Source organism: Bacillus sp. FSL W8-0519, from assembly GCF_038005585.1.
GTDB lineage: Bacteria > Bacillota > Bacilli > Bacillales > Bacillaceae_G > Bacillus_A > Bacillus_A paranthracis.
Genome location: NZ_JBBOTL010000001.1, coordinates 4,889,942 through 4,911,558 on the forward strand (window position 1 = coordinate 4,889,942; position 21,617 = coordinate 4,911,558).

Annotated in this window: 18 protein-coding genes and 1 pseudogene; 6 read left to right on the top strand and 13 right to left on the bottom strand. The window is 35.3% G+C overall.

The genetic code is table 11. The features are described 5' to 3' along the window. Positions 1-38: 38 nt before the first annotated feature. The 4 genes from NST14_RS25805 to NST14_RS25820 form a co-directional block, all read right to left on the bottom strand. Positions 39-449, bottom strand: a complete 411-nt coding sequence (locus tag NST14_RS25805; protein WP_000845457.1) for a MarR family winged helix-turn-helix transcriptional regulator — start codon at positions 447-449, stop codon at positions 39-41. Between the two features lie 112 nt (positions 450-561). Further along, positions 562-996, bottom strand: coding sequence for a DUF3920 family protein (locus NST14_RS25810; RefSeq protein WP_000422825.1), 435 nt, complete (start codon positions 994-996; stop codon positions 562-564). A 177-nt stretch (positions 997-1,173) separates the two neighbouring features. Next, complete coding sequence (locus NST14_RS25815; RefSeq protein WP_229143392.1) at positions 1,174-2,373, bottom strand: cation:proton antiporter; 1,200 nt, start codon at positions 2,371-2,373, stop codon at positions 1,174-1,176. Beyond that, entirely contained in the window at positions 2,374-2,871 is a 498-nt protein-coding gene (locus NST14_RS25820) for a cation:proton antiporter regulatory subunit (RefSeq protein WP_001026069.1), read from the bottom strand. Between the two features lie 407 nt (positions 2,872-3,278). On the opposite strand from NST14_RS25820, the gene NST14_RS25825 reads away from it, so the two are divergent. From NST14_RS25825 to NST14_RS25835, 3 genes are all read left to right on the top strand, one after another. Next, positions 3,279-4,712 (top strand): alanine/glycine:cation symporter family protein, encoded by a 1,434-nt coding sequence (locus tag NST14_RS25825; RefSeq protein ID WP_000227570.1) that lies wholly within the window; start codon positions 3,279-3,281, stop codon positions 4,710-4,712. Positions 4,713-4,924: 212 nt separating this feature from the next. Beyond that, on the top strand, positions 4,925-5,365 hold the full coding sequence (locus tag NST14_RS25830; protein WP_001041890.1) for a Dps family protein: 441 nt from the start codon (positions 4,925-4,927) through the stop codon (positions 5,363-5,365). A 598-nt stretch (positions 5,366-5,963) separates the two neighbouring features. Further along, the gene (locus NST14_RS25835; protein WP_000656325.1) at positions 5,964-6,161 is read left to right on the top strand and encodes a hypothetical protein; all 198 of its coding nucleotides are present in this window, start codon (positions 5,964-5,966) and stop codon (positions 6,159-6,161) included. Between the two features lie 17 nt (positions 6,162-6,178). On the opposite strand, the gene NST14_RS25840 is transcribed toward NST14_RS25835, so the two are convergent. Further along, the gene (locus tag NST14_RS25840) at positions 6,179-6,460 is read right to left on the bottom strand and encodes a hypothetical protein (protein ID WP_000390889.1); all 282 of its coding nucleotides are present in this window, start codon (positions 6,458-6,460) and stop codon (positions 6,179-6,181) included. 118 nt (positions 6,461-6,578) lie between these two features. Then, complete coding sequence (locus NST14_RS25845) at positions 6,579-7,157, bottom strand: LOG family protein (protein ID WP_001225737.1); 579 nt, start codon at positions 7,155-7,157, stop codon at positions 6,579-6,581. Positions 7,158-7,230: 73 nt separating this feature from the next. Here NST14_RS25845 and NST14_RS25850 point away from each other — a divergent pair, with 73 nt between their 5' ends. Together NST14_RS25850 and NST14_RS25855 are read left to right on the top strand one after the other, a co-directional pair. Continuing rightward, complete coding sequence (locus NST14_RS25850) at positions 7,231-7,554, top strand: MazG nucleotide pyrophosphohydrolase domain-containing protein (RefSeq protein ID WP_000355737.1); 324 nt, start codon at positions 7,231-7,233, stop codon at positions 7,552-7,554. A 53-nt stretch (positions 7,555-7,607) separates the two neighbouring features. Continuing rightward, positions 7,608-8,114: a ferritin gene (locus NST14_RS25855; RefSeq protein ID WP_000949389.1), complete on the top strand. Its 507-nt coding sequence runs from the start codon at positions 7,608-7,610 to the stop codon at positions 8,112-8,114. A gap of 25 nt (positions 8,115-8,139) precedes the next feature. Here the strand turns inward: NST14_RS25855 and NST14_RS25860 are convergent, their stop codons facing one another. The 5 genes and pseudogenes from NST14_RS25860 to NST14_RS25880 all read right to left on the bottom strand — a co-directional run bounded on the left by NST14_RS25860 (position 8,140) and on the right by NST14_RS25880 (position 14,682). Beyond that, positions 8,140-8,373, bottom strand: coding sequence for a hypothetical protein (locus NST14_RS25860; protein WP_229143390.1), 234 nt, complete (start codon positions 8,371-8,373; stop codon positions 8,140-8,142). A gap of 93 nt (positions 8,374-8,466) precedes the next feature. Continuing rightward, positions 8,467-9,647 (bottom strand): annotated as a pseudogene (locus tag NST14_RS25865) (NupC/NupG family nucleoside CNT transporter). 352 nt (positions 9,648-9,999) lie between these two features. Next, positions 10,000-11,181, bottom strand: a complete 1,182-nt coding sequence (locus NST14_RS25870; RefSeq protein WP_000673861.1) for a NupC/NupG family nucleoside CNT transporter — start codon at positions 11,179-11,181, stop codon at positions 10,000-10,002. Positions 11,182-11,476: 295 nt separating this feature from the next. Continuing rightward, positions 11,477-12,916 carry an alanine/glycine:cation symporter family protein gene (locus NST14_RS25875; protein ID WP_000346385.1) on the bottom strand — a complete coding sequence of 480 codons (1,440 nt, stop codon included), beginning with the start codon at positions 12,914-12,916 and terminating at the stop codon, positions 11,477-11,479. A gap of 335 nt (positions 12,917-13,251) precedes the next feature. Continuing rightward, positions 13,252-14,682, bottom strand: coding sequence for an alanine/glycine:cation symporter family protein (locus NST14_RS25880; RefSeq protein WP_001022943.1), 1,431 nt, complete (start codon positions 14,680-14,682; stop codon positions 13,252-13,254). Positions 14,683-14,964: 282 nt separating this feature from the next. On the opposite strand from NST14_RS25880, the gene NST14_RS25885 reads away from it, so the two are divergent. Continuing rightward, positions 14,965-15,603: an NAD(P)-dependent oxidoreductase gene (locus NST14_RS25885; protein ID WP_000689898.1), complete on the top strand. Its 639-nt coding sequence runs from the start codon at positions 14,965-14,967 to the stop codon at positions 15,601-15,603. Positions 15,604-15,644: 41 nt separating this feature from the next. Here the strand turns inward: NST14_RS25885 and NST14_RS25890 are convergent, their stop codons facing one another. Together NST14_RS25890 and NST14_RS25895 are read right to left on the bottom strand one after the other, a co-directional pair. Beyond that, positions 15,645-20,048: a putative mucin/carbohydrate-binding domain-containing protein gene (locus tag NST14_RS25890; RefSeq protein WP_229143380.1), complete on the bottom strand. Its 4,404-nt coding sequence runs from the start codon at positions 20,046-20,048 to the stop codon at positions 15,645-15,647. Between the two features lie 564 nt (positions 20,049-20,612). Then, on the bottom strand, positions 20,613-21,533 hold the full coding sequence (locus NST14_RS25895; RefSeq protein ID WP_001022541.1) for a thioester domain-containing protein: 921 nt from the start codon (positions 21,531-21,533) through the stop codon (positions 20,613-20,615). Positions 21,534-21,617: the final 84 nt, after the last annotated feature.

Here is a 21,617-nt window from a genome sequence, read left to right on the forward strand (position 1 = left end):
ATATTATCTCGAATTCAAGATTTATTTTAAAATTTTTCTCACTGTAACTTTTTTAGTAATTGTAATAATTGATGTTGTTCTTCTACATTTAAATTTTGAAACTGCTCCGCTTGGAATGTTTCTTGAGGCGGGACGATTTCTTCATATAAAGCTCTTCCCTTTTCTGTTAATGAAATATATTTTGTAGTACCTTCTTGTTCACGACGAATCCACTCGAGCTGCTCCATTTTATTTAAAAGCTGCGTAATATTTCCCTTCGTAACAAATAGCTTATTTCCAAGCTCTTGCTGCGTTAAACGATCATGCCCTCCAACTTGAGCTAGTACATCAAACTGAGCGGCAGATACATTCCATTCTTTCAAATGCTGATTCGTCTCACGAATACTTTTGTTATAAAAACGTGATAAACGAAACCATAGGAGTAAACCTAGTCTATCTTCTGTTTTCATTTCATCACCTCGCTCGTTTCATACCATTAGTTTAGAACTAAACTTTATAAAAGTCAATTACTTATTTTTAGTAAGAAACAAAGAAAGCACAGCGTCATTTCTCCACTATGCTTTACATTAACTTTCTATTTTTATATTCATCTAACTTCCTCTCCGCGAACTTTCTCGCATCTTTCTCAATCCATCTATCTTCGTACAATTCACTTCCCACATACAATACTTCGCTCTTATGCTGCATTGCATGACGAAATTCATGCAGTAGTGTTTTAAGGACTTGCTCATACTCTTCCCACATACAAACAAAAATTAATTGTTTTTCTTTATGATAAAAACCACCTACCGGGAATAAAAATTCCTCTTCTTCTTCTCCTAATGATAAAAGGACATGATTTGCATCACACGTATCACAAAAAATAACCGGTGTTTTACATACTTCAATCAGTGAAAATAAATCGTCTCTAAGCCTTTTGACATCCCAAGGAAGCTCCGAATCCAACACATACCAATTCTCCACCTGTTGATATACATTTTGAAACTGGAGTTCCATTTCTCTTTATTCCCCTTTCCAAGCATCCTTTTTCTATATGTATGCCACAATATAGTAAATATTAAACGTATTCTTTCATCCTTGAAAAAATGCCAATCAAAAAGGAATCTATATCGACATAGATTCCTTTTCCGTAATCAATTTTTCATACATATCTTTTACTTTTATTTTTTTAATTTAGTTAGTCTTCGTATCCCACTTAAAGACTTTATTTAAAAATTTATATACATTCTTTGACTCTTTCGTCAGAAGTGGACCTAAGATAGATAGTATAAGCACGTATAGTGCTGAAAATGGCTTCAAGACTGACATTAAACCACCCGCGATACCAATATTGGCCATAATGATGGAGAATTCTCCTCTTGAAACGATTGTTAATCCAATATTTGTTGATGCTTTATGAGATAATCCAGCTTGTCTCCCAGCAATCATCCCTGCTATAAAGTTTCCGATGATTGTAAGAAGGACAGCACCTAACGTTAACCATATCGCTCCGCCCAGTGAGAACGGATCAATGCTTAATCCGAAACTGAAGAAGAAAATAGCTCCGAAAAAGTCTCTAAATGGAACAACGAGATGTTCAATTCTGTCACTATGCTCTGTCTCAGAGAAAACTAACCCTAAAAGAAGTGCTCCAATTGCTTCAGCAACGTGAATTGTTTCCGAGAATCCTGCAATAAAGAATAATGAAGCAAATACTACAATAATGAAAATTTCATCTGAACTAATATTGAGCAATTTATTTAATAACGGCGTCGCCTTTCTAGCTACAATAAAGAATAGAAGCATATATCCTAAAGCAATTCCAATTGAAGTAAGGGCACCTAAGAATGAAGCGTGATCCCCTAGAACTAATCCAGAAACGACTGATAAATATACAGCCAGGAATATATCTTCGAACATGATAATTCCTAAAATTAATTCGGTCTCATTATTACCAGTTCTTCTTAAATCCACTAACACCTTTGCAACGATAGCGCTAGAAGAAATCGTAATAATCCCCGCAATAATTAAGATTTCTAGTAAAGGGAATCCCATTATAAATCCGTATAATAACCCAAGTGAAAAGTTAATTAAAATATAGATTGTTCCACCAATCGCAATAGAACGTCCAGATTTAATTAGTTTTTTCATTGAAAACTCTAGTCCTAGATAGAACAGAAGAAACAGAACGCCAATCCGTCCAAGGAAGGAAATGACATTTGCACTTTCAATAAATTTGAAATCGATCACACCTATTGTCGGCGCATGTGGTCCCACTAGCATCCCAAGAACAATTAGAAACGGAATGACTGAGAATTTAAACTTTCCAGCAATTATTGCCGCAATTGCAACTAATACTAACGCTGTACCAACTTCAAAAATTAACGTATCCATCTAGTCAGTCCCCCTATTCGAAAGTAACTCATTAATAATTTTTTTAATTTCTTCTCTCTCGCCTGAAACTACAAGCATATCGCCTTCCTCAATTACTGTTTCTGGTCCTGGATTAAATAGCTTTTTCATATTCTTTTTCATAACTGCAATAATCGTTACGCTATATGTTTTTCTTATTTCCAGATCGCCGATTGTTTTTCCGATTGCTGGCGCAGCATTCTCTACTTTAAACCACTCAATCGCTAAACCTTCAAAAACCATTTCAACATTTTCCAATGCTCTAGGTTTATACACCATTCCACCTAATATTGCTGCAATTTGTCTTGCCTCTGAGTCGCGTAATGAAATACTTGAGATACTTTCTTCATGGTCTGAATCAAAATGATACATTTCTCTACGTCCGTCATCATGAATAACAATTACCATCTTTTCATTACCTTTCGTAACGATTTGAAATTTATAGCCAATACCCGGAAGTTCACTTTCTCTAATATTCATATTTAGCTCCTCCTCAAATTTTATTTAAATTTTCTGTTTTTCTATCTTTTGTTCATCCAATCCATTTTAGAAATTCTAACCATTCAGGATACCTGTGATTTGGAAATCTTTTATTGTAATAATAAGTGGCTCCTAAAAAGATACTAAAAGATGTAATGATAAAACATATATTACTTCTCATTTTCAAACTCTCAAGGCTTACTTTCCATAAAGATTCTTCTTTCAAATCATCCCCTCTTTCTCGCTTTATATTTAGTTTTTTAAAATGTAAATAATTCTAAAAATATTATCATGTAACATAATCATAACACAAAATACATTTAAGTAACATGATTTTTTAGAAAAATTGATTCTCGTATATTTTTTGCATATAATTTTCTTATTACGGAAAAAAGGAAGTGTATTATATGGTTGATATCTTTAGCAGATTCCTTGAGGTAACGAATAATATTTTATGGTCATATATTCTTATTGCAATGCTAATCGGCTTCGGTCTTTATTTCTCTTTTAAATTAAAATTTGTCCAAATTACTCATTTCGGTGAGATGGTCGGATTAATTAGTAAAGGATTTAATCGAAAAGAAAAAAAGAAAGATAGCATCTCACCGTTCCAAGCATTTTGCTTAAGTGCAGCTGCACGTATCGGTATCGGAAACTTAGCTGGTGTAGCATTAGCTATCTCAATGGGCGGACCTGGCGCAGTATTTTGGATGTGGTTTATCGCTATCCTTGGAGCAGCTACTAGTTTCGTAGAATGTACGCTCGCGCAAATTTATAAAGTAAAAGATGGAAGCAGATTCCGTGGTGGCCCAGCATATTATATGGAAAAAGGATTAAACAAACGCTGGATGGGTGTTTGGTTCTCACTTCTTATTACAGTTGCGTACGGATTAATTTTCAACTCTGTACAAGCAAACACAGTAACAATAGCATTTGAAAATGCTTTTGGACTAGAGCGAACGATCGTAGGAGCTCTATTAGCTTTATTAGTTGCAGTTATTATTTTCGGTGGTATTAAGAGCATTTCACGTATTACGGAAATGATTGTTCCTCCAATGGCAATCATTTATATTGGTGTGGCTATTTTTGTTGTTATTAACAACTTTACTATGTTACCAAGCATTTTTATGGAAATATTTAATGGCGCATTCGGTTTAGACCAAGCCATCGCTGGTGGTATTGGAGCAGCAATTAAGTTCGGAATTCAGCGCGGTCTATTCGCAACAGAAGCAGGTATGGGTAGCTCCCCTAACGCAGCCGCAACATCAGATGTATCTCACCCTGTCAAACAAGGACTTGTTCAAGCGTTAGGTGTTTTCGTAGACACGTTCTTAGTATGTACATCAACAGCATTTATCGTATTATGTTCGGGCCTTTACAAAGGAACAAACTTACAAGGTATCGAATTAACACAAAATGCATTAAGTTCACAAATCGGACCATGGGCAAGCACTTTCTTAGCAATTATTATTTTCCTATTCGCGTTCAGTTCTTTACTAGGAAACTACTATTATGGTGAAACAAACATCGCATTTATTAAAGAAAGCAAAACTTGGTTAATGATTTATCGCGTTGCAGTTGTCGGAATGGTATTCTTCGGATCAATCGCTGCCCTTCAAACAGTTTGGAGCTTAGCTGATTTATTCATGGGACTAATGGTATTGACAAACTTAATTGCCATCTCATTCCTAAGCAAATTCGCCTACGCAGCATTAGTAGACTATATGAAGCAAAAGAAACAAGGAAAAGATCCTGTTTTCGTTGCAAGTTCTATCCCTGGCTTACAAAATACAGAGTGCTGGGATGGACAGGATGTAGAAGAGAATAAAAAAGCTGTATAACAGCTAAAAGCGGAAGCGGCTCGTTCAGAACAAGAGCTATATATTAAACAAAATCCCTATTACTCTACAGTAATAGGGATTTTTATTTACACAGTTCATAATTTGTTCAAATTAATTCCAGCAAAAGGGTTGATTTATACGAATTACTAGATTATAATAATTATAAATTAGTAATTGATATCACATAACAACTCAAAAGGAGATTGATCATAATGAACAAACAAGTAATCGAAGTATTAAACAAACAAGTAGCAGACTGGAGCGTTTTATTCACAAAATTACACAACTTCCATTGGTACGTAAAAGGACCTCAATTCTTCACATTACATGAGAAATTCGAAGAACTTTACACAGAATCAGCTACTCACATCGATGAAATTGCAGAACGTATTTTAGCAATTGGCGGCAAACCAGTAGCAACAATGAAAGAGTACCTAGAAATATCTTCTATTCAAGAAGCAGCATACGGAGAAACTGCAGAAGGGATGGTCGAAGCAATCATGAAAGACTACGAAATGATGCTAGTCGAACTGAAAAAAGGCATGGAAATCGCTCAAAACTCTGACGACGAAATGACATCTGACCTACTACTAGGCATCTACACAGAACTAGAAAAACACGCTTGGATGCTACGTGCGTTCTTGAATCAATAATAGACTTTAAAGCGGAGGTGACTTGCTCAGAACAGGAGGGCATTGGAGCTCCTGACGAAGAGGCGTTTTTTGCCTCACAGGAAGGCGCGAAATGACCGACTGTTCTAGTCACCGGAGCTGGATATCACCTAAAAGCGGAAGCGGCTCGTTCAGAACAGGAGGGTGTTGGAACTCCTGATTACGAGGCGCTTTTTGCCTCGAATGAAGGCGTGAAACAACCGACTGTTCTAGCCGCTGGAGCTGGATATCACCTAAAAGCGGAAGCGGCTCGTTCAGAGTCGCTTTTTTCTATGGAATGGTCGCTTTTGTTGGTACATGAAATTTATATCAGCGATTTCCCAATTATATCGGCGATTCTATCCAATATATCAACGATTTTTCAATTATATCGGCGATTCCATCCAATATATCAGCGATTTTTCAATTATATCGACTTACCGACAAATCACGACAATATCAGCGCTCCTCTCCCCCACTTTCATCAATATATTACAATCTCTTTTATGCTAAAATATAGGTAACACCCTTTAGTAAAATAGATTCAAAAAAAGCTTTTCCATATTCATCATTTACTACTTAAATGGCGGGAGTGGTTCAGTTGAAAGACTACTTAATTAGAGCATTTTTTGCATTAATAACAGTTGGGATTGTCTTACTTATAGCTAATATTTTCAATATACGTATCGAGGTGAAAGACTATGCTTTCCTCGTTGTTGTAGCAATTAGTGGCGGCTGGGGTGGCTGGTACTTGTATAAAAAACAAAGTAATCAAAGTGATAAAGGCATTCCAAAGTAATACGGAATGCCTTCTTTTTATTTCCGCCTATAATAAATAATGAAATTCAAACCACTAATACAAACTATCCCAATAAACATATCAAACGAAACCGAATCTCCACCTAAATTATACTCATCAACAATAAACCCAGACATAAACAACGTGATCGCGGAAACACCGATACATAGTATCGAAATAAACCAAAGCGAAAACGCATTAATCAGCTCTTTCTTCTGTATTGAAACAATTAGCATAACAAGAATAGATGCTGCTAAAATACATTTAAAAACCGGCCTTAAAAATACGAATTCCTCCATCTATTTCTCCTTTTCCCAAAACATTACACCTTAACATTAACATATTTAACCAAATTAAAAACACATGCCTTTTCAAGATAAAATGACATGTGTTTCCAAAATTTCCTATACAATTGTATTATAATAATTGCTTCCACTTCGTTCCTAAAACAGGACGCTCGTAATTCTGTATTTCATGAATTAATTTATCGGCTGTCTCAGCTGAAACGATTAACTCTTTATTTGATGGATTCATGAATCCTTCTTCTGCTGCACGTTCAACCATTTGCAGAATTGGTCCATAAAAATCTTTTATGTTCAATAAACCAACTGGCTTATTATGTATACCAATTTGTGACCAACATACTGCTTCAAATAGCTCTTCAAACGTTCCATATCCGCCTGGTAGTGCAATAAAAGCATCCGCAAGCTCTGCCATTTTCGCTTTACGTTCATGCATCGTTTCTACTTCAATTAATTCTGTTAACCCTGTATGAACGATCTCTCCTCGGAATAGACCGCGCGGCATAACACCTGTTACACGACCACCTAAGCGAAGAACTTCGTTTGCTACTTCTCCCATTAATCCGACGCAAGAACCACCGTATACAAGCTCATAATCATTCTCAACAAACATTTTACCTAATTCAATTGCCTGCTCTTTGAACTCTGGTCTCTCCCCTAAATTGGAACCTGCAAACACACAAATCTTTCTCATCCTTACACCCCAAAACTATATATTGTTATGATACAATGAACATTGTACAACATATTGAGGGGATGAGAAAGAAATGGATATTGTCGCATTTGAAAGATGGGTTGAGGAATTTTACGAAAAACGAAGCTGGTCACAGTATAATGCCTTTATTCGGTTAAATTTCTTAACAGAGGAAGTTGGGGAAGTTTCACGCGTTGTTCGCGCAATCGAAATCGGTCGGGATCGTCCTGATGAAAACGTGAAAACAGAAGAAGAGCTAAAACAAGAACTAAAAGAAGAACTTGGTGATGTACTATCTAATCTTATTATTCTTTCGCAAAAATATGATTTGGACTTACAAGACATTATGGACGCACACGTCACAAAGCTTTCGAAAAGGTTCGAGACATCTAAATGAGAATATTATCAATTATGGTATAATATTCTTGTCACAATACTAAGGGGGATTTTATGTTATCAAAAAAATTGCACGACGCACTAAACGATCAAATGAACTTTGAATTTTACTCTGCCCACGCTTATATGGCAATGGCTGCTTACTGTACGGCGGAGAGCTATGATGGATTCGCTAACTTTTTCCTTGTACAAGCTGAAGAAGAACGTTTCCACGCAATGAAGCTTTACAACTACATTAATGACCGCGGTGAGCGCGCTATTATTACTGGATTTGATAATCCAAATAACGAATATGACTCTGTACTGAACGCTTTTGAAGTGGCACTTGAGCACGAGCGTGAAGTAACGAAACGTATTTACAACCTATCTGATATCGCCTGGGATGAGCGTGAACACGCAACAATTACATTCTTAAAATGGTTCGTCGATGAGCAAGTAGAAGAAGAAGCTTCATTCGATAGCATCATCCAAAAATTAAAACGTATTACAAGCGATTCAAACGCATTATTTATGCTAGATGCTGAATTAGAGAAACGTACATTTACGCCTCCAGCTGAGTAGTATTTCAATCACCTTAATGAATGGATTAAGGTGATTTTTTTATTTCTTCTCTAAGTTGAATAACCCTCGCCACATCTTTTTTATAGAGCCCAGAAACCTTTTCAACAAAGTCACTATGAGTAAAAGTTCCATCTCCTTCTTCTACTATACTCAAATGTCCATGTATAAATTTCAAAAACGCTCTAGCATCTTCTCCAGTTAAACGATTAATGTTATCTATAACCTCATCAAATTCCTTTAAACTATTCTGTTCTTTCACCCTAATTCCCCCTCTCCACACTATTTATCATACCAAAACAAAAAAAGCCGTTCATCCCTCTAGGCGAGAGATAAACGACCTCTTTACTATTTATTAAAGCATAACCCCAACGATAACCGCTGATAATATACTTACTAACGTTGCACCGTATACAAGTTTTAATCCGAATGATGATACAACGTTTGCTTGTTTGCCATCGATACTCTTCGTTGCACCTGCGATAATTCCGATTGATGAGAAGTTCGCAAATGATACAAGGAAGATAGATAAAATACCTACTGTACGAGCTGATAAATCACCAGCTACTTTACCAAGGTCAAGCATTGCAACGAATTCGTTCGTTACTAATTTCGTTGCCATAATTTGTCCTGCTGTTAGCATCTCTGATGTTGGGATACCCATTACGAATGCTAATGGTGAGAAAATGTATCCTAAAATGCTTTGGAATGTGATTCCGAAAATTGAATCGAACACACCATTAATTGCTGTAATTAATGCTACGAAACCAATTAACATCGCCGCTACTGTTACAGCGATAGAGAAACCAAGCATAATATATTCGCCTAACATTTCAAAGAATGTTTGCTTTTTATCTTCTTGTAATTCTAAAATGTCGTCTTCTTCTTTCACGTCATATGGATTAATAATATGAACGATAATGAATCCACTAAATAAGTTTAATACAAGTGCCGTTACTACATATTTTGGATCAATCATTTTCATATAAGAACCGACAATTGACATCGATACTGTAGACATGGAAGATGCACAAAGTGTGTATAAACGATTTTTCGGTAATTTGCTTAATTGATCTTTTACTGTAATGAATACTTCCCCTTGACCAACAATCGCAGTGCTACTGCATTATATGATTCTAGTTTTCCTAAACCGTTCACTTTACTTAATAGGAAACCGACTGCACGAATGATAATCGGTAAAATTTTAATATGTTGTAAGATCCCAATTAATACTGCTAAGAAAATGATTGGTAATAATACCGTTAAGAAGAATGGTGCTTGTCCATCATTTGCTAGACCACCAAATACGAAATTAACCCCTGCTTCCGCAAATTTTAAAATAGCGCCAAACCCATCTGCAATCCCTTTTACTAATACAAATCCGACTTTTGTATTCAGTAAGAAATATGCAAGTACCAATTGAATGACAAGCATAAGTGCAATTGGTTTATATTTAATTTTCTTACGATCTGAACTGATAAGGAAACCTAGTACAAATACTACAAGTAAACCGACTAGAAACATTACTATTTTCATATGTGAATCCTCCACTTCTCCCACGAGTTATTGGTCGTATAACGTATAACGAATGACGTCTGACCATTGATGTTAAAAAAAATTTAAAACCCCTAAATACTATTCAACTGTTATCTAAATCAGTAAGCGTTTACATAAATTGCAATTTATTAAAGGTGGCCTCTTCTCTCCTACCATACTTGAAAGTCTGAAATTGATACCACCTACAAATCAAATTGTAAGCGTTATCTAACTGAAAAGCAATATAAATTTAAAAAGATTTTTATATGTTAATATATTCCTAATTAATTGGTTTTTCTATGCAAATTTACCATAAAAAAATAGCCCTAGCTATGAGCTAGGACCATCTTTTTTATAACATAACACCAACGATAATCGCTGATAAAATACTTACTAATGTCGCACCGTACACAAGGCGTAGACCGAATGATGATACAACATTTGATTGATTTTCATCGATACCTTTCGTTGCACCTGCGATAATTCCGATTGATGAGAAGTTCGCAAATGATACAAGGAATACAGAAAGAATACCAACTGTACGAGCTGATAAATCACCAGCTACTTTTCCAAGATCAAGCATCGCAACAAATTCGTTTGATACTAATTTCGTTGCCATAATTTGTCCCGCTGTTACCATCTCTGCTTGCGGGATACCCATTACGAATGCTAATGGTGAGAAAATGTATCCTAAAATAGCTTGGAATGTAATACCGAACATAGAATCAAACAAGCTATTGATTGCTGTAATCAATGCTACGAAACCAAGTAACATGGCTGCTACTGTTATCGCGATTGTGAAACCAAGCATAATATATTCGCTTAGCATTTCAAAGAATGACTGTTTTTTCTTATTTTCTAATTTCAGTGTATCTTCTTCTTCTGTAATATCGTACGGGTTAATAATATGAATAATAATGAAACCACTAAATAAATTTAATACAAGTGCTGTTACTACATATTTTGGTTCGATCATTTTCATGTAAGAACCGACGATTGACATCGATACTGTAGACATGGAAGATGCACATAATGTATATAAACGGTGTTTTGGGATTTTACTTAATTGATCTTTTACTGTAATAAATACTTCCGCTTGCCCAACAATGGCAGCTGCTACTGCGTTATATGATTCTAGTTTTCCTAGACCATTTACTTTACTTAACAACGTACCAATAGCACGAATAAATATCGGTAAAATTTTAAAGTGTTGCAGAATTCCAATTAAAACGGCAAAGAATACGATTGGTAATAACGCTGTTAAGAAGAATGAAACCTCTCCTTTATTAACAAGGCCACCAAATACGAAAACGATTCCAGCTTCTGCATATCCAAGAAGCGCGCCAAATCCATCTGAAATTCCTTTTACTAAAATATAACCAACTTGTGTATTTAATAAGAAATAAGATAATGCTAGCTGAATAATAAGCATAATTGCGATTGGTTTATACTTAATCTTCTTTCGATCGGAGCTTATAAGAAAACCGAGTACAAATACAACGAGTAATCCTACAAGAAACATAACAAACTTCATTAATAAAATCCTCCATTTAACTCTTCATTAACGTTGAACGTCTGACCACTAAAACAAGAAATAACCCGAACTTTCCATTTCCCCTCCAAAATCTTCAATCAGATAGGAAAAATCATAAAACCTCTTGTTTCAAAGGCATTTTCCATTCTAACATAAATCACAACTCATATCCGCAATTTTCTTTAAAAAATTACATTTTATTATAAAACATCTATTAATGTTCGTCTTTTACTATCTGCAAATAGCTGAATAAAACAAAAAAATGAGCATCAAGTTTCACTTGATGCCCATTCCATTATACCGCTTTTTCTTTATCTGCTACTTGCTCTTCCCAGCACTCTGTATTTTTCAGACCTGGAATTGAATTCGCATAGAAGACTGGATCTTTTCCTTGTTTCTTTTGCTTTACATAATCTGATAATGCCGCAAAAGCGTACTTAGAAAGGAATACGATTGCCACTAAGTTAATAACAGCCATAATACCCATGAATAAATCTGCTAAATCCCAAACGATTTGAATTGTTGCTACAGAACCTAACATAACCATACCAAGTACAGCAATGCGGTAAGCTGTTAATAGCACTTTACTTCCATTTAAGAATTCAATATTCGTTTCACCATAGTAGTAGTTACCTACTAATGAACTAAATGCAAACAAGAAGATTGCAACTGCTACAAATATAGAAGCCCATGGACCGATATGTTGACTTAACGCTTGTTGCGTTAATTGAATACCATTTAAATCAGCTGCATTATGCACATCTGATAAAAGAATGATAAATGCTGTACAACTACAAATTAATAATGTATCTGTAAATACCCCTAAAGTTTGAATAAAACCTTGTTTAACTGGGTGCGTTACGTTTGCAGTCGCAGCTGCGTTCGGCGCACTACCCATACCTGCTTCATTTGAGAATAATCCGCGTTTTACCCCTAATAAAATCGCAGCACCTAATCCCCCGCCTACTACTTCTTTAATTCCGAAAGCATGTAAGAAAATTTCTTTAAATACATACGGAATTGCCGTAATGTTTGTTACAACAACGAATAATGCTACTGCTACATAAATAATCGCCATTACTGGAACAATCATTTCAACCGCGCGTGCAATTCGCTTTACTCCGCCAAAAATAATAACTGCAAGTAAACCAGCCATTACAAGACCTACTAATCTACTATCTGTTTTGAATGCCCCATCAAAAGCAGCCGCTACAGTATTAGATTGTACAGCATTAAAAATTAATCCAAAACTTACTGTTATTAATACAGAGAAAATAGCTCCAAGCCAGCGCTTATTTAAACCCTTTTCCATATAATACGCTGGGCCACCACGGAACGTATTCCCATCTTTCACTTTATAAATTTGCGCTAATGTGCTCTCGACAAATGCAGAAGCACCCCCAATTACCGCGATTAACCACATCCAAAATACTGCGCCTGGACCACCTGCTGAAATTGCAATAGCTACACCAGCTAAGTTACCAGTACCTACACGAGAAGCTGTACTCATACAAAAAGCCTGGAATGATGATACACCACTCTTCTCTTTTTGTGCTTTCCTCGTTTTCGAACTCGCCCCATCCCCAAGCAATCGAATCATTTCACCGAAGTAACGAACTTGGACAAATTTCACACGAAATGAAAAGTAAAGTCCTAACCCAATTAACATCGCAATAATGATATATGACCAAAGGACATTATTTATATCCCCAATTACCTTAGCTAAAAAATCCATAATTGCATTGCCCCCTCTTCCTAACAATAAGAAAATTATATTCTAAAAACTCTTAGTAATCAAGAACTTTATGTTAGGTTTTCTAACATAAGTAGGTTAACTTACTTAACACATGTGTTTTTTTACGCAAAATTATAACTAGTACGCGCATTTATCCAATACTAAATCACTCATCCTATGTGACCAGCCATACCTTTAAGACAGTACGTTCCCTACAAATAATATGAGAAATGAACAAACAAAAATTATATTAACAATTACCTCTCATCCTTTTCATCCTTTACTACAACAAAAAAAGGCGAGCATCGAATTCAACTCGATGCTCGCCTTTTCATTTACACTGCTTTTTCTTTATCCGTTACCGCTGACTTATCCCAACACTCTGTATTCGTTAAACCAGGAATAGAATCTGCACGGAAGACTGGATCTTTTCCTTGTTTCTTTTGTCTTACATAGTCTGCCAATGCCGCATACGCAAATCGGCCAAGAAGTGTAATCGCAATTAAGTTTGTGATTACCATTAGACCCATAAATAAGTCTGCCATATTCCATACAACTTGAAGCGTCGCAACAGAACCGAATAATACCATTCCCACTACCGCAATACGGTAAATTGTTAACCAAGTTTTACTTTGTTTAATGAATTCAATATTCGTTTCACCATAATAGTAGTTTCCTAAAAGTGAACTAAACGCAAATAAGAAAATAATAATCGCTAAGAAGCTACTTGCCCATGGGCCAATTTGTGAACTTAATGCATTTTGTGTTAGTTCAATACCTTCTAAATTCGTTGCTTTATATGCACCAGAACATAGTACGATAAACGCTGTTGATGTACATACTAAGAATGTATCTACTAATACGCCAATTGTTTGAATAAAACCTTGTTTTGCTGGATGCGTTACATCAGCTGTTGCTGCCGCGTTCGGCGCACTACCCATACCTGCTTCGTTCGCAAATAATCCGCGCTGAATACCATATTTCATCGCAGCACCGATACCACCACCTACAGCTGAATCTAAACCGAATGCACCTTTAAAGATTTCTGTAAACACATCTGGTATTAAATAGAAGTTTTTAATGACAACGAAAATAGCTACCGCAATATAAATAAGCGCCATTGGCGGAACAATCATTTCCGACATACGTGCGATACTTTTTACACCACCAAAAATAATAACTGCAACTAATACAGCTAATACAATCCCAACAATATAACGTTCTAAACCAAATGCATTTTTAAACGCTAATGTAACTGTATTTGCTTGTACTGAGTTGAAAATTAAACCGTAACTAACTGTAATAAGGATAGAAAACCAAATTCCCATCCAACGTTTATTTAAACCTTTTTCCATATAATAAGCAGGACCACCACGGAAGCCACTGCCGTCTTTTACTTTATAAATTTGGGCAAGCGTACTTTCTACAAAACTTGAAGACGCCCCAATAATCGCAATAACCCACATCCAAAATACTGCTCCAGGTCCTCCCATAGAAATCGCTAAAGCTACCCCAGCTAAGTTACCGATACCAATACGGGCTGCTGAACTCATACAAAATGCTTGGAAAGAAGATACACTACCTTTTTTACGCGTCTTTCCAGTTAATCCATCACTCATTAATCGAATCATTTCCCCTAAATGAGTAATTTGTACGAATTTCAATTTAATAGAAAAATAAAGACCTAAACCAATTAACATTGCAATAAGAATATACGACCAAAGAATTGTATTCGTCGATGAAACGAATTGTTCCAAAATATTCATACAATTAACCCCTCCTTTTCTCCATAAAACGAATTATATTTAAAAAATATTTAAAAATCAACATTTTTCGACAATTTTCGATTTCCAAATATTAGAGGTTTCATGACTCCTCTTTTTAGCAAATGTACATACTAAAACAAAAAACAAATTCCTAAACAACCCATTGACAAAAATACCAACCTGTAACTATAATGATTACAACAGGTTGTAACAAACCTAATTACAATACATTCATTCACTTTCAGATATACACTTTAACAAAACACTTTGGAGGGATTTATTATGAAAATCGGAATTATTGGAGCAACTGGTAAAGCAGGAAGTCGTATTTTAAAAGAAGCATTGGATCGCGGACATGAAGTAACTGCAATCGTAAGAAATGCTGCAAAAATTACAGAAGAAAACGTAAAGGTTTTAGAGAAAGACGTATTCTCTCTTACATCTAACGACTTACAAGCATTCGACGTAGTTGTAAATGCATTCGGCGCTCCAGCAGGCGAAGAACACCTTCACGTAGATGCAGGAAACGTACTTATTGAAGCTATGAAAGGTGCACCAAATACAAAATTACTTGTAGTTGGCGGCGCTGGAAGCTTATTTGTAGACGAAGAGAAAACAACACGTGTATTTGAAACGCCAGGTTTCCCAAAAGAATACCTTGCAACAGCTCAAAACCAAGGTAAAAACTTAGAAATTCTGCAACAAACTAACGATATTACTTGGACATTCATCAGCCCTTCTGCACTATTCGCATTAGGAAAACGCACAGGTTCTTATACAGCTGGCAAAGACAATCTTCTTGTGAACGCAAAAGGTGATAGCTACGTAAGTTACGAAGACTTCGCAGTAGCAGCACTTGATGAAATCGAAAATCCAAAACACGTAAACGAACGCTTCACAGTTGTTTCTGAAGCTGAATAATAAAAAAAGCTCGTAAAACATAGTGTTTTACGAGCTTTTTATTATTGTACTTGTTCTAAACCATTTGGAGTAATCTTGAAGGAAATCTCTTTAAATTTCTTCGCATCTCCTTTTCCAAGTAACTCACCAGTTTTATACCAACTTAAACGATCAGATTCTGCATGATACACTTTTATCGTATCCCCATACTGGAATGGCGTACCGTTTACTTGCTCAGCAAAATTCTTTGAAGTTTCTTGTCCTTCTGCTGTTACATGTTTTTTCTCTTTTCCATTTCCATCATAAATTGTAAGACCTATATACTGTTCATTTACAAAACGGTAATGGATCGTATCATTTGTAAATGTTGCATGTAATTTCTTTTCATCATGGTTTAATGTAACAATCGAACGCGTTACATTGGACACACCTTGATATACTATACTATCTCCATATGTAACTTCTACAGGAACTTCTGTCACTTTCTTATTTCCAAAGCGATCTTTCGTTTCTACTTTCGCTGTTTGTTTACTAATCTTCGATGTATCTAGCATCCCTACAAAACCGACTACTTCTCCACCTTTTACTTCAACAAACTTCTTCGCATCTAATGTTTCACTGTTTGTTCCGATTACCACTTTTTGTGGCAACGCTTTTACTTCTTGCTGCGCTCCCATTTGTTCAAAACCGTGCGCTGTCACTTTAAAGAACACTTCGTTAACACCATACTTCGCATCAATGAATTCATTCTTTTTATACACTTTAAAACGATCAAATTCTTTTTGATAAATTTTTACTATATCACCATATTCAAAGGCCATACCGTTGAATTGTGCTGCAAATTCTTTTGTATTTTCAGATGCTCTTACTGATAAAGCTTTCTTTTCTTTTCCATCTTTATCATATACATTCATTCCCATATACTTCTCATCTGCAAATGAAGTATGCATTGGACCTTCTGAATCTGTTGTACTGAATTTCTTTTCTTCATGATTTAATGTAACAATCGATTTAATATTCGTTCCGTCGTGCCATGTACCGAAGAACATAATGCTATCTCCGTAAATCACTTCTACTGGCACTTCTGTTATTTGCTTATTTCCGAAACGATCTTTCGTTTCTACTTTTACTGTTTGTTTACCGATTTTTGTTGTATTTGGTTTCTCCGCAAATCCAACTACTTCTCCGCCTTTTACTTCAACAAAGTTTTTCGCATCTAGCTTTTCAATTTCTGTTCCGACTACTACTGTTTGTGGCTTTGCTGTTACTTCTTGTAGCATGTCCATTCTCTCAAAACCTTTTTCTGTCACTTTGAAGAATACTTCTTTCGTTCCTTGTTTCTCACCTTGACCAATAAGATTGTTATTTTGATACCATTTCAAACGATCTGGTTCCGCATGAAATACTTTCACTACATCTCCATACTCGAACTGCATACCATTCACTTGCTTCGCAAAGTCCTTTGAAGTTTCTTGCCCTTCTGCTGTTACATGTTTTTTCTCTTTTCCTTCTCCATCGTATAACGTCATTCCCATGTATAGCTCTTTATTAAAATATTTATGGATTTGACTATCCATATCAGTCGCATGGAATTTCTTATCATCATGCTTTAAAGTTACGATTGAAGCAATGTCATTGTTATATCCCACATATGCGATACTATCTCCATACGTCACTTCTAATGGTACTTCTGTCACTTTCTTATTTCCAAAACGATCTTTCGTTTCTACTTTTACTTTTTGTTCACCGATTTTTGTTGTATTTGGTTTTTCTACAAATCCAATTACTTCTCCGTCTTTCACTTCAACAAAAGCTTTTGAATCTAACTTTTCAACATCTGTTCCGACTACTACTTGTTGCGGTTTCGCTGTTACTTCTTGCAACATATCCATTCTCTCAAAGCCTTTTTCTGTCACTTTGAAGAATAGTTCTTTTGCCCCTTTTTTCTCACCTTGACCAGTAAGGTTATTATTTTGATACCATTTCAAGCGATTCGGTTCTGCGTGGAATACTTTCACTACATCTCCATACTCGAACTGCATACCATTCACTTGCTTCGCAAAGTTCTTTGAAGTTTCTTGCCCTTCTGCTGTTACATGTTTTTTCTCTTTTCCTTCTCCATCATATAACGTAATCCCCATGTATAGCTCTTTATTAAAATACTTATGAATTTCGCTATCCATATCAGTTGCATGGAATCTCTTCTCTTCGTGCTTTAAAGTTACGATTGAAGCAATATCATCGCCATATCCTGCATATGCAATACTATCTCCATAAACCACTTCTACTGGAACTTCTGTTACTTGCTTATTTCCAAAACGATCTTTCGTTTCTACTTTTGCTGTTTGTTTTCCGATTTTCGTTGTAGTTGGTTTTTCTACAAAGCCAATTACCTCTCCGTCTTTCACTTCAACAAAGTTTTTCGCTTCTAGCTTTTCTACTTCTGTTCCGACTACTACTGTTTGTGGCTTTGCTGTTACTTCTTGCAATGATTTTACTCTTTCAAATCCATTTTCAGTAATTTTGAAGAATAATTCTTTTATTTCTTTGTTTTTCCCTTCTCCCACATATAAACCTTTTTGATACCAATGTAAACGTGAAGACTCTGCATGATATACTTTCACCACATCACCATATTCAAATGCTAGCCCATTTAATTCCTTGGCAAAAGCTTCTGTATTCTCCAAGCCTTTTACCGCTACATTTTTCTTCTCTCTTCCTTCTTTATCGTACAGCGTGAACTCAAAATACTTTTCATCTTTAAAGTAATCGTGAATTAAATTTTTTGTATCTGTTGCACTAAATGTTTTCGTACCATGATGTAGAGTTACGGTTGACTTCAAGTCTCCCCCCCAGGTATAGTTCAATCCATATACAAGTAGGCTATCCCCATATCCAACATTCACTACAACTGGAATGAAATTCTTATTTCCTTTTCCATCTACAATTTCTACTTTTACAGTTTTTTCTCCAACTTCAGGCTTATCTTGCATAATCACACCTGTTGTCTTTACACCTTCTCCTAAATTCTGTACAAGTTCCTTTGCTTTTTCCTCATCATATGTAGTACCGATTACTATATTTTGTATTTTTTCATTATTTGGCTCGCCATATGGAGCTTCGTATAACTCAATTTGTTTTTCACGAATTGGATTACTATCTGTAGATAACCAAATTTCTTTTTCTAATTTTGGTAAATTTAATTTTGCAATTTTTTCTCTTGTAGCATCATTTGCACTTAATCCCCATTTATCAAAGAAAGGAATTAAATTTTGTCCTGCCACTTTTGACGTCATATAAATAAACATCTGCTTTTTCTCTTCATCCGATTTAGGCCGTTCCGTATCATGTAACAAACGATACATTTGATGTAAATTCGGATAGAATTGATCCCCATAGGCTAAATGCAACTGCCAAAACATAACTAATTTCTCAAATTCATTCATCTTTTCTTGTGCATCCGGTTTACCTAAATAAGCAAATGCAGCTTCATAGCGCCCCTCTTGCTCTAACCTTGTTTTATGCCCGAATGTAGTTTGAACTGCCAAAGAATAAATATTAACGGTTACTTCTCCAAGTCCATCCCATAACCAAGTTTCTTGTTGATGTTGATGTCCAACTTCATGCCAAGGCCCCCATCCATCATTAGTTAACTCTTCTAGATTTAGTACTGACCCTAAATTGCCTTTACTATAAGCTGTTCGATAATAAGTCGCATACATATAATCGTCTGTATACCAGTCTTCAACAAAATGAATGGAATGTTTACCTTGATTCGCAACACCCGCACCATCTTTTGATAAACCTGATATCTTATGTTCTATATTAATTATTTCATCGTGCTTCTTTAATAGCGCAGCTGGATCTTCTTGCTTCAAATGTTCCGCCACAGTTTCAGGATGCATAGTTAATAAACTATTTTCTCCCTTCATTTCTATTGCATATGGATCAGGGTTTTCTGCCAACATACGCTTCCAATCTTTTGTCGTATGCTTTCCTAAAATAAATAAAGGATTTGGTGTACCACCTTTTTTCACTTTAGCGACTACTTCTCCTGTGTTGTGATAATTGTAAAAGTATAATAGTCCCCCATTTGAAGAAGAAATTTTATTCTCACCAGGATGTAAATTGAATTGTTTAGGTTCTTCCTTTTCATAAGAATATGTACCAATATAAGCTTTAATCTGTTGAGTCCCTTCTACTTGAATAACTACTTCTTCATCTGGCTTTACATAAATGCCCGTTGGTTCATAAGGAGAAAAACTCATTCCCCGCTGATGCAACTCACGCATCCCTTCTACATCACCTTTTGGCAGCAATTGGTACACTCGCTCTTCTTGCTGTTTCTCCTTGTCTTCAACTGCCATCTCTGCATACACCTTAGGTAATTCAAGTCCATATGGCGTTAACAACGTAGCTAAACAAATACCAGCTACTAATACCCTACTCTTTTTCTTCTTCGACATAATCTGTGTCCCCTGTTCCTTTATTTAGAAAAACCATCCTATATATTTATTTAATGAAAAATCCTATTATTTTTATAAAAACATGTAATAAATAGACGAATACCTCGCGCACCTGTATCTATTACTACCGCATTTCCCTCCATGTATTCGCTTTCTTACTTTGTAAAATTTTTATGTAATATGTCCTCCTCACTTCTCTCTATTTGTGATGAGTTCTATTCGTACATAAAAAAAGAATAGCAAAAGATATCATTATAGTATTGTCATCTATACATCTAAAAATAAAAATAGCAATAGAATCTTACATTTTCTTCATATATGACCATCTATAGGTAGTTTTTCCAACTGAATTGTACATGCTTTCTACTTTGTTTGATAGCCTTTTCAATTAGAATAATGTTACAATTTTGTGAATTTAATCAGTTAATCTTAACGTTCGGATTTTATTATATTTGAATATCTTTCACAACATAAAAACAATGTTTTATTTGGTTAATAATTATCTTAATATAATTTTATGTTTCATAGATAAAAAGCATTGGTGTTAACCAATGCTTTTTTATCTTACCTTTTATATTGATTTGGTTTATGCGGTTCGTTTGGAGTATGTGGTTTATTATTATCATGACCATTTCCTTTTTTCCAACTTACTGATAACTCCGGACTTGTTTCTTCTTCACTGCGCTCAAGTAATACAACTGCATTTTGAATTGTTGGTGTACCTTTATGCGCAATGCCTTGTAGCTTCGTTAATTTCCCGATTACTTTAAAGCTAAATCCACCAGCTGGTGTTTGTTTCGGAACTAAAATGCGGAACTTTTCTCCTACATTAAATTCCGTTTTTGCTTCGCCTTTTTCATTTACAAATTTCGCTCCCGCTGGTGCACCTGTTGCTTGCACTTTATACGTTCCACTTTTTGCATTTGTTTCTACTGTATATAAGCCTGTTTCAAAGAAATCATTTTTCAATACTGCTTCTTGTTCTTCTGTAGGAGTTACACTCATTGTAATTTCTTGTAACTCTTCACTAGCACTTGCTTTTGCAACGATATCTTTCGTTACCTTTTCTACATTTTTATTGCGGAAATCTAAATCATTAATATCGATTTGTTTTAACGCATTCCATACTGCAAGCTGCGTTGCATAATGAGCTTCTCTCCAATCAGAAACACCTAATTCTTGCGGGCTCTTTTGTGGATATCCATTTAATAATACACGGTATACGTTAATATCCACTTTCCCCATTTCCGGTAAATCTTGACCGCTTGGAGATTTTAAATCTACATTTAAGCAAAAAGCAATTTTGCCATCTGCCGTTTTAATAAGCTCTGTTCGGATTGGTTTCTTCTTAGACTTACTGTAACTCCAATCCATTTGATACTTTGTATGGTCCATGACTTCTGCGAATGCTTTTTGAAGCGGGAATAACACAAATAAAACACTTAAAAACATAGCTAAAAGTTTGAACGATTGCTTTATATTCATGTTTACAGCCCCTTATAACAAACTTGATACTAAGTAGTATTTATTTAGAAACTATTTTTATGCAAAAAAAAGAGTGCTTTTACG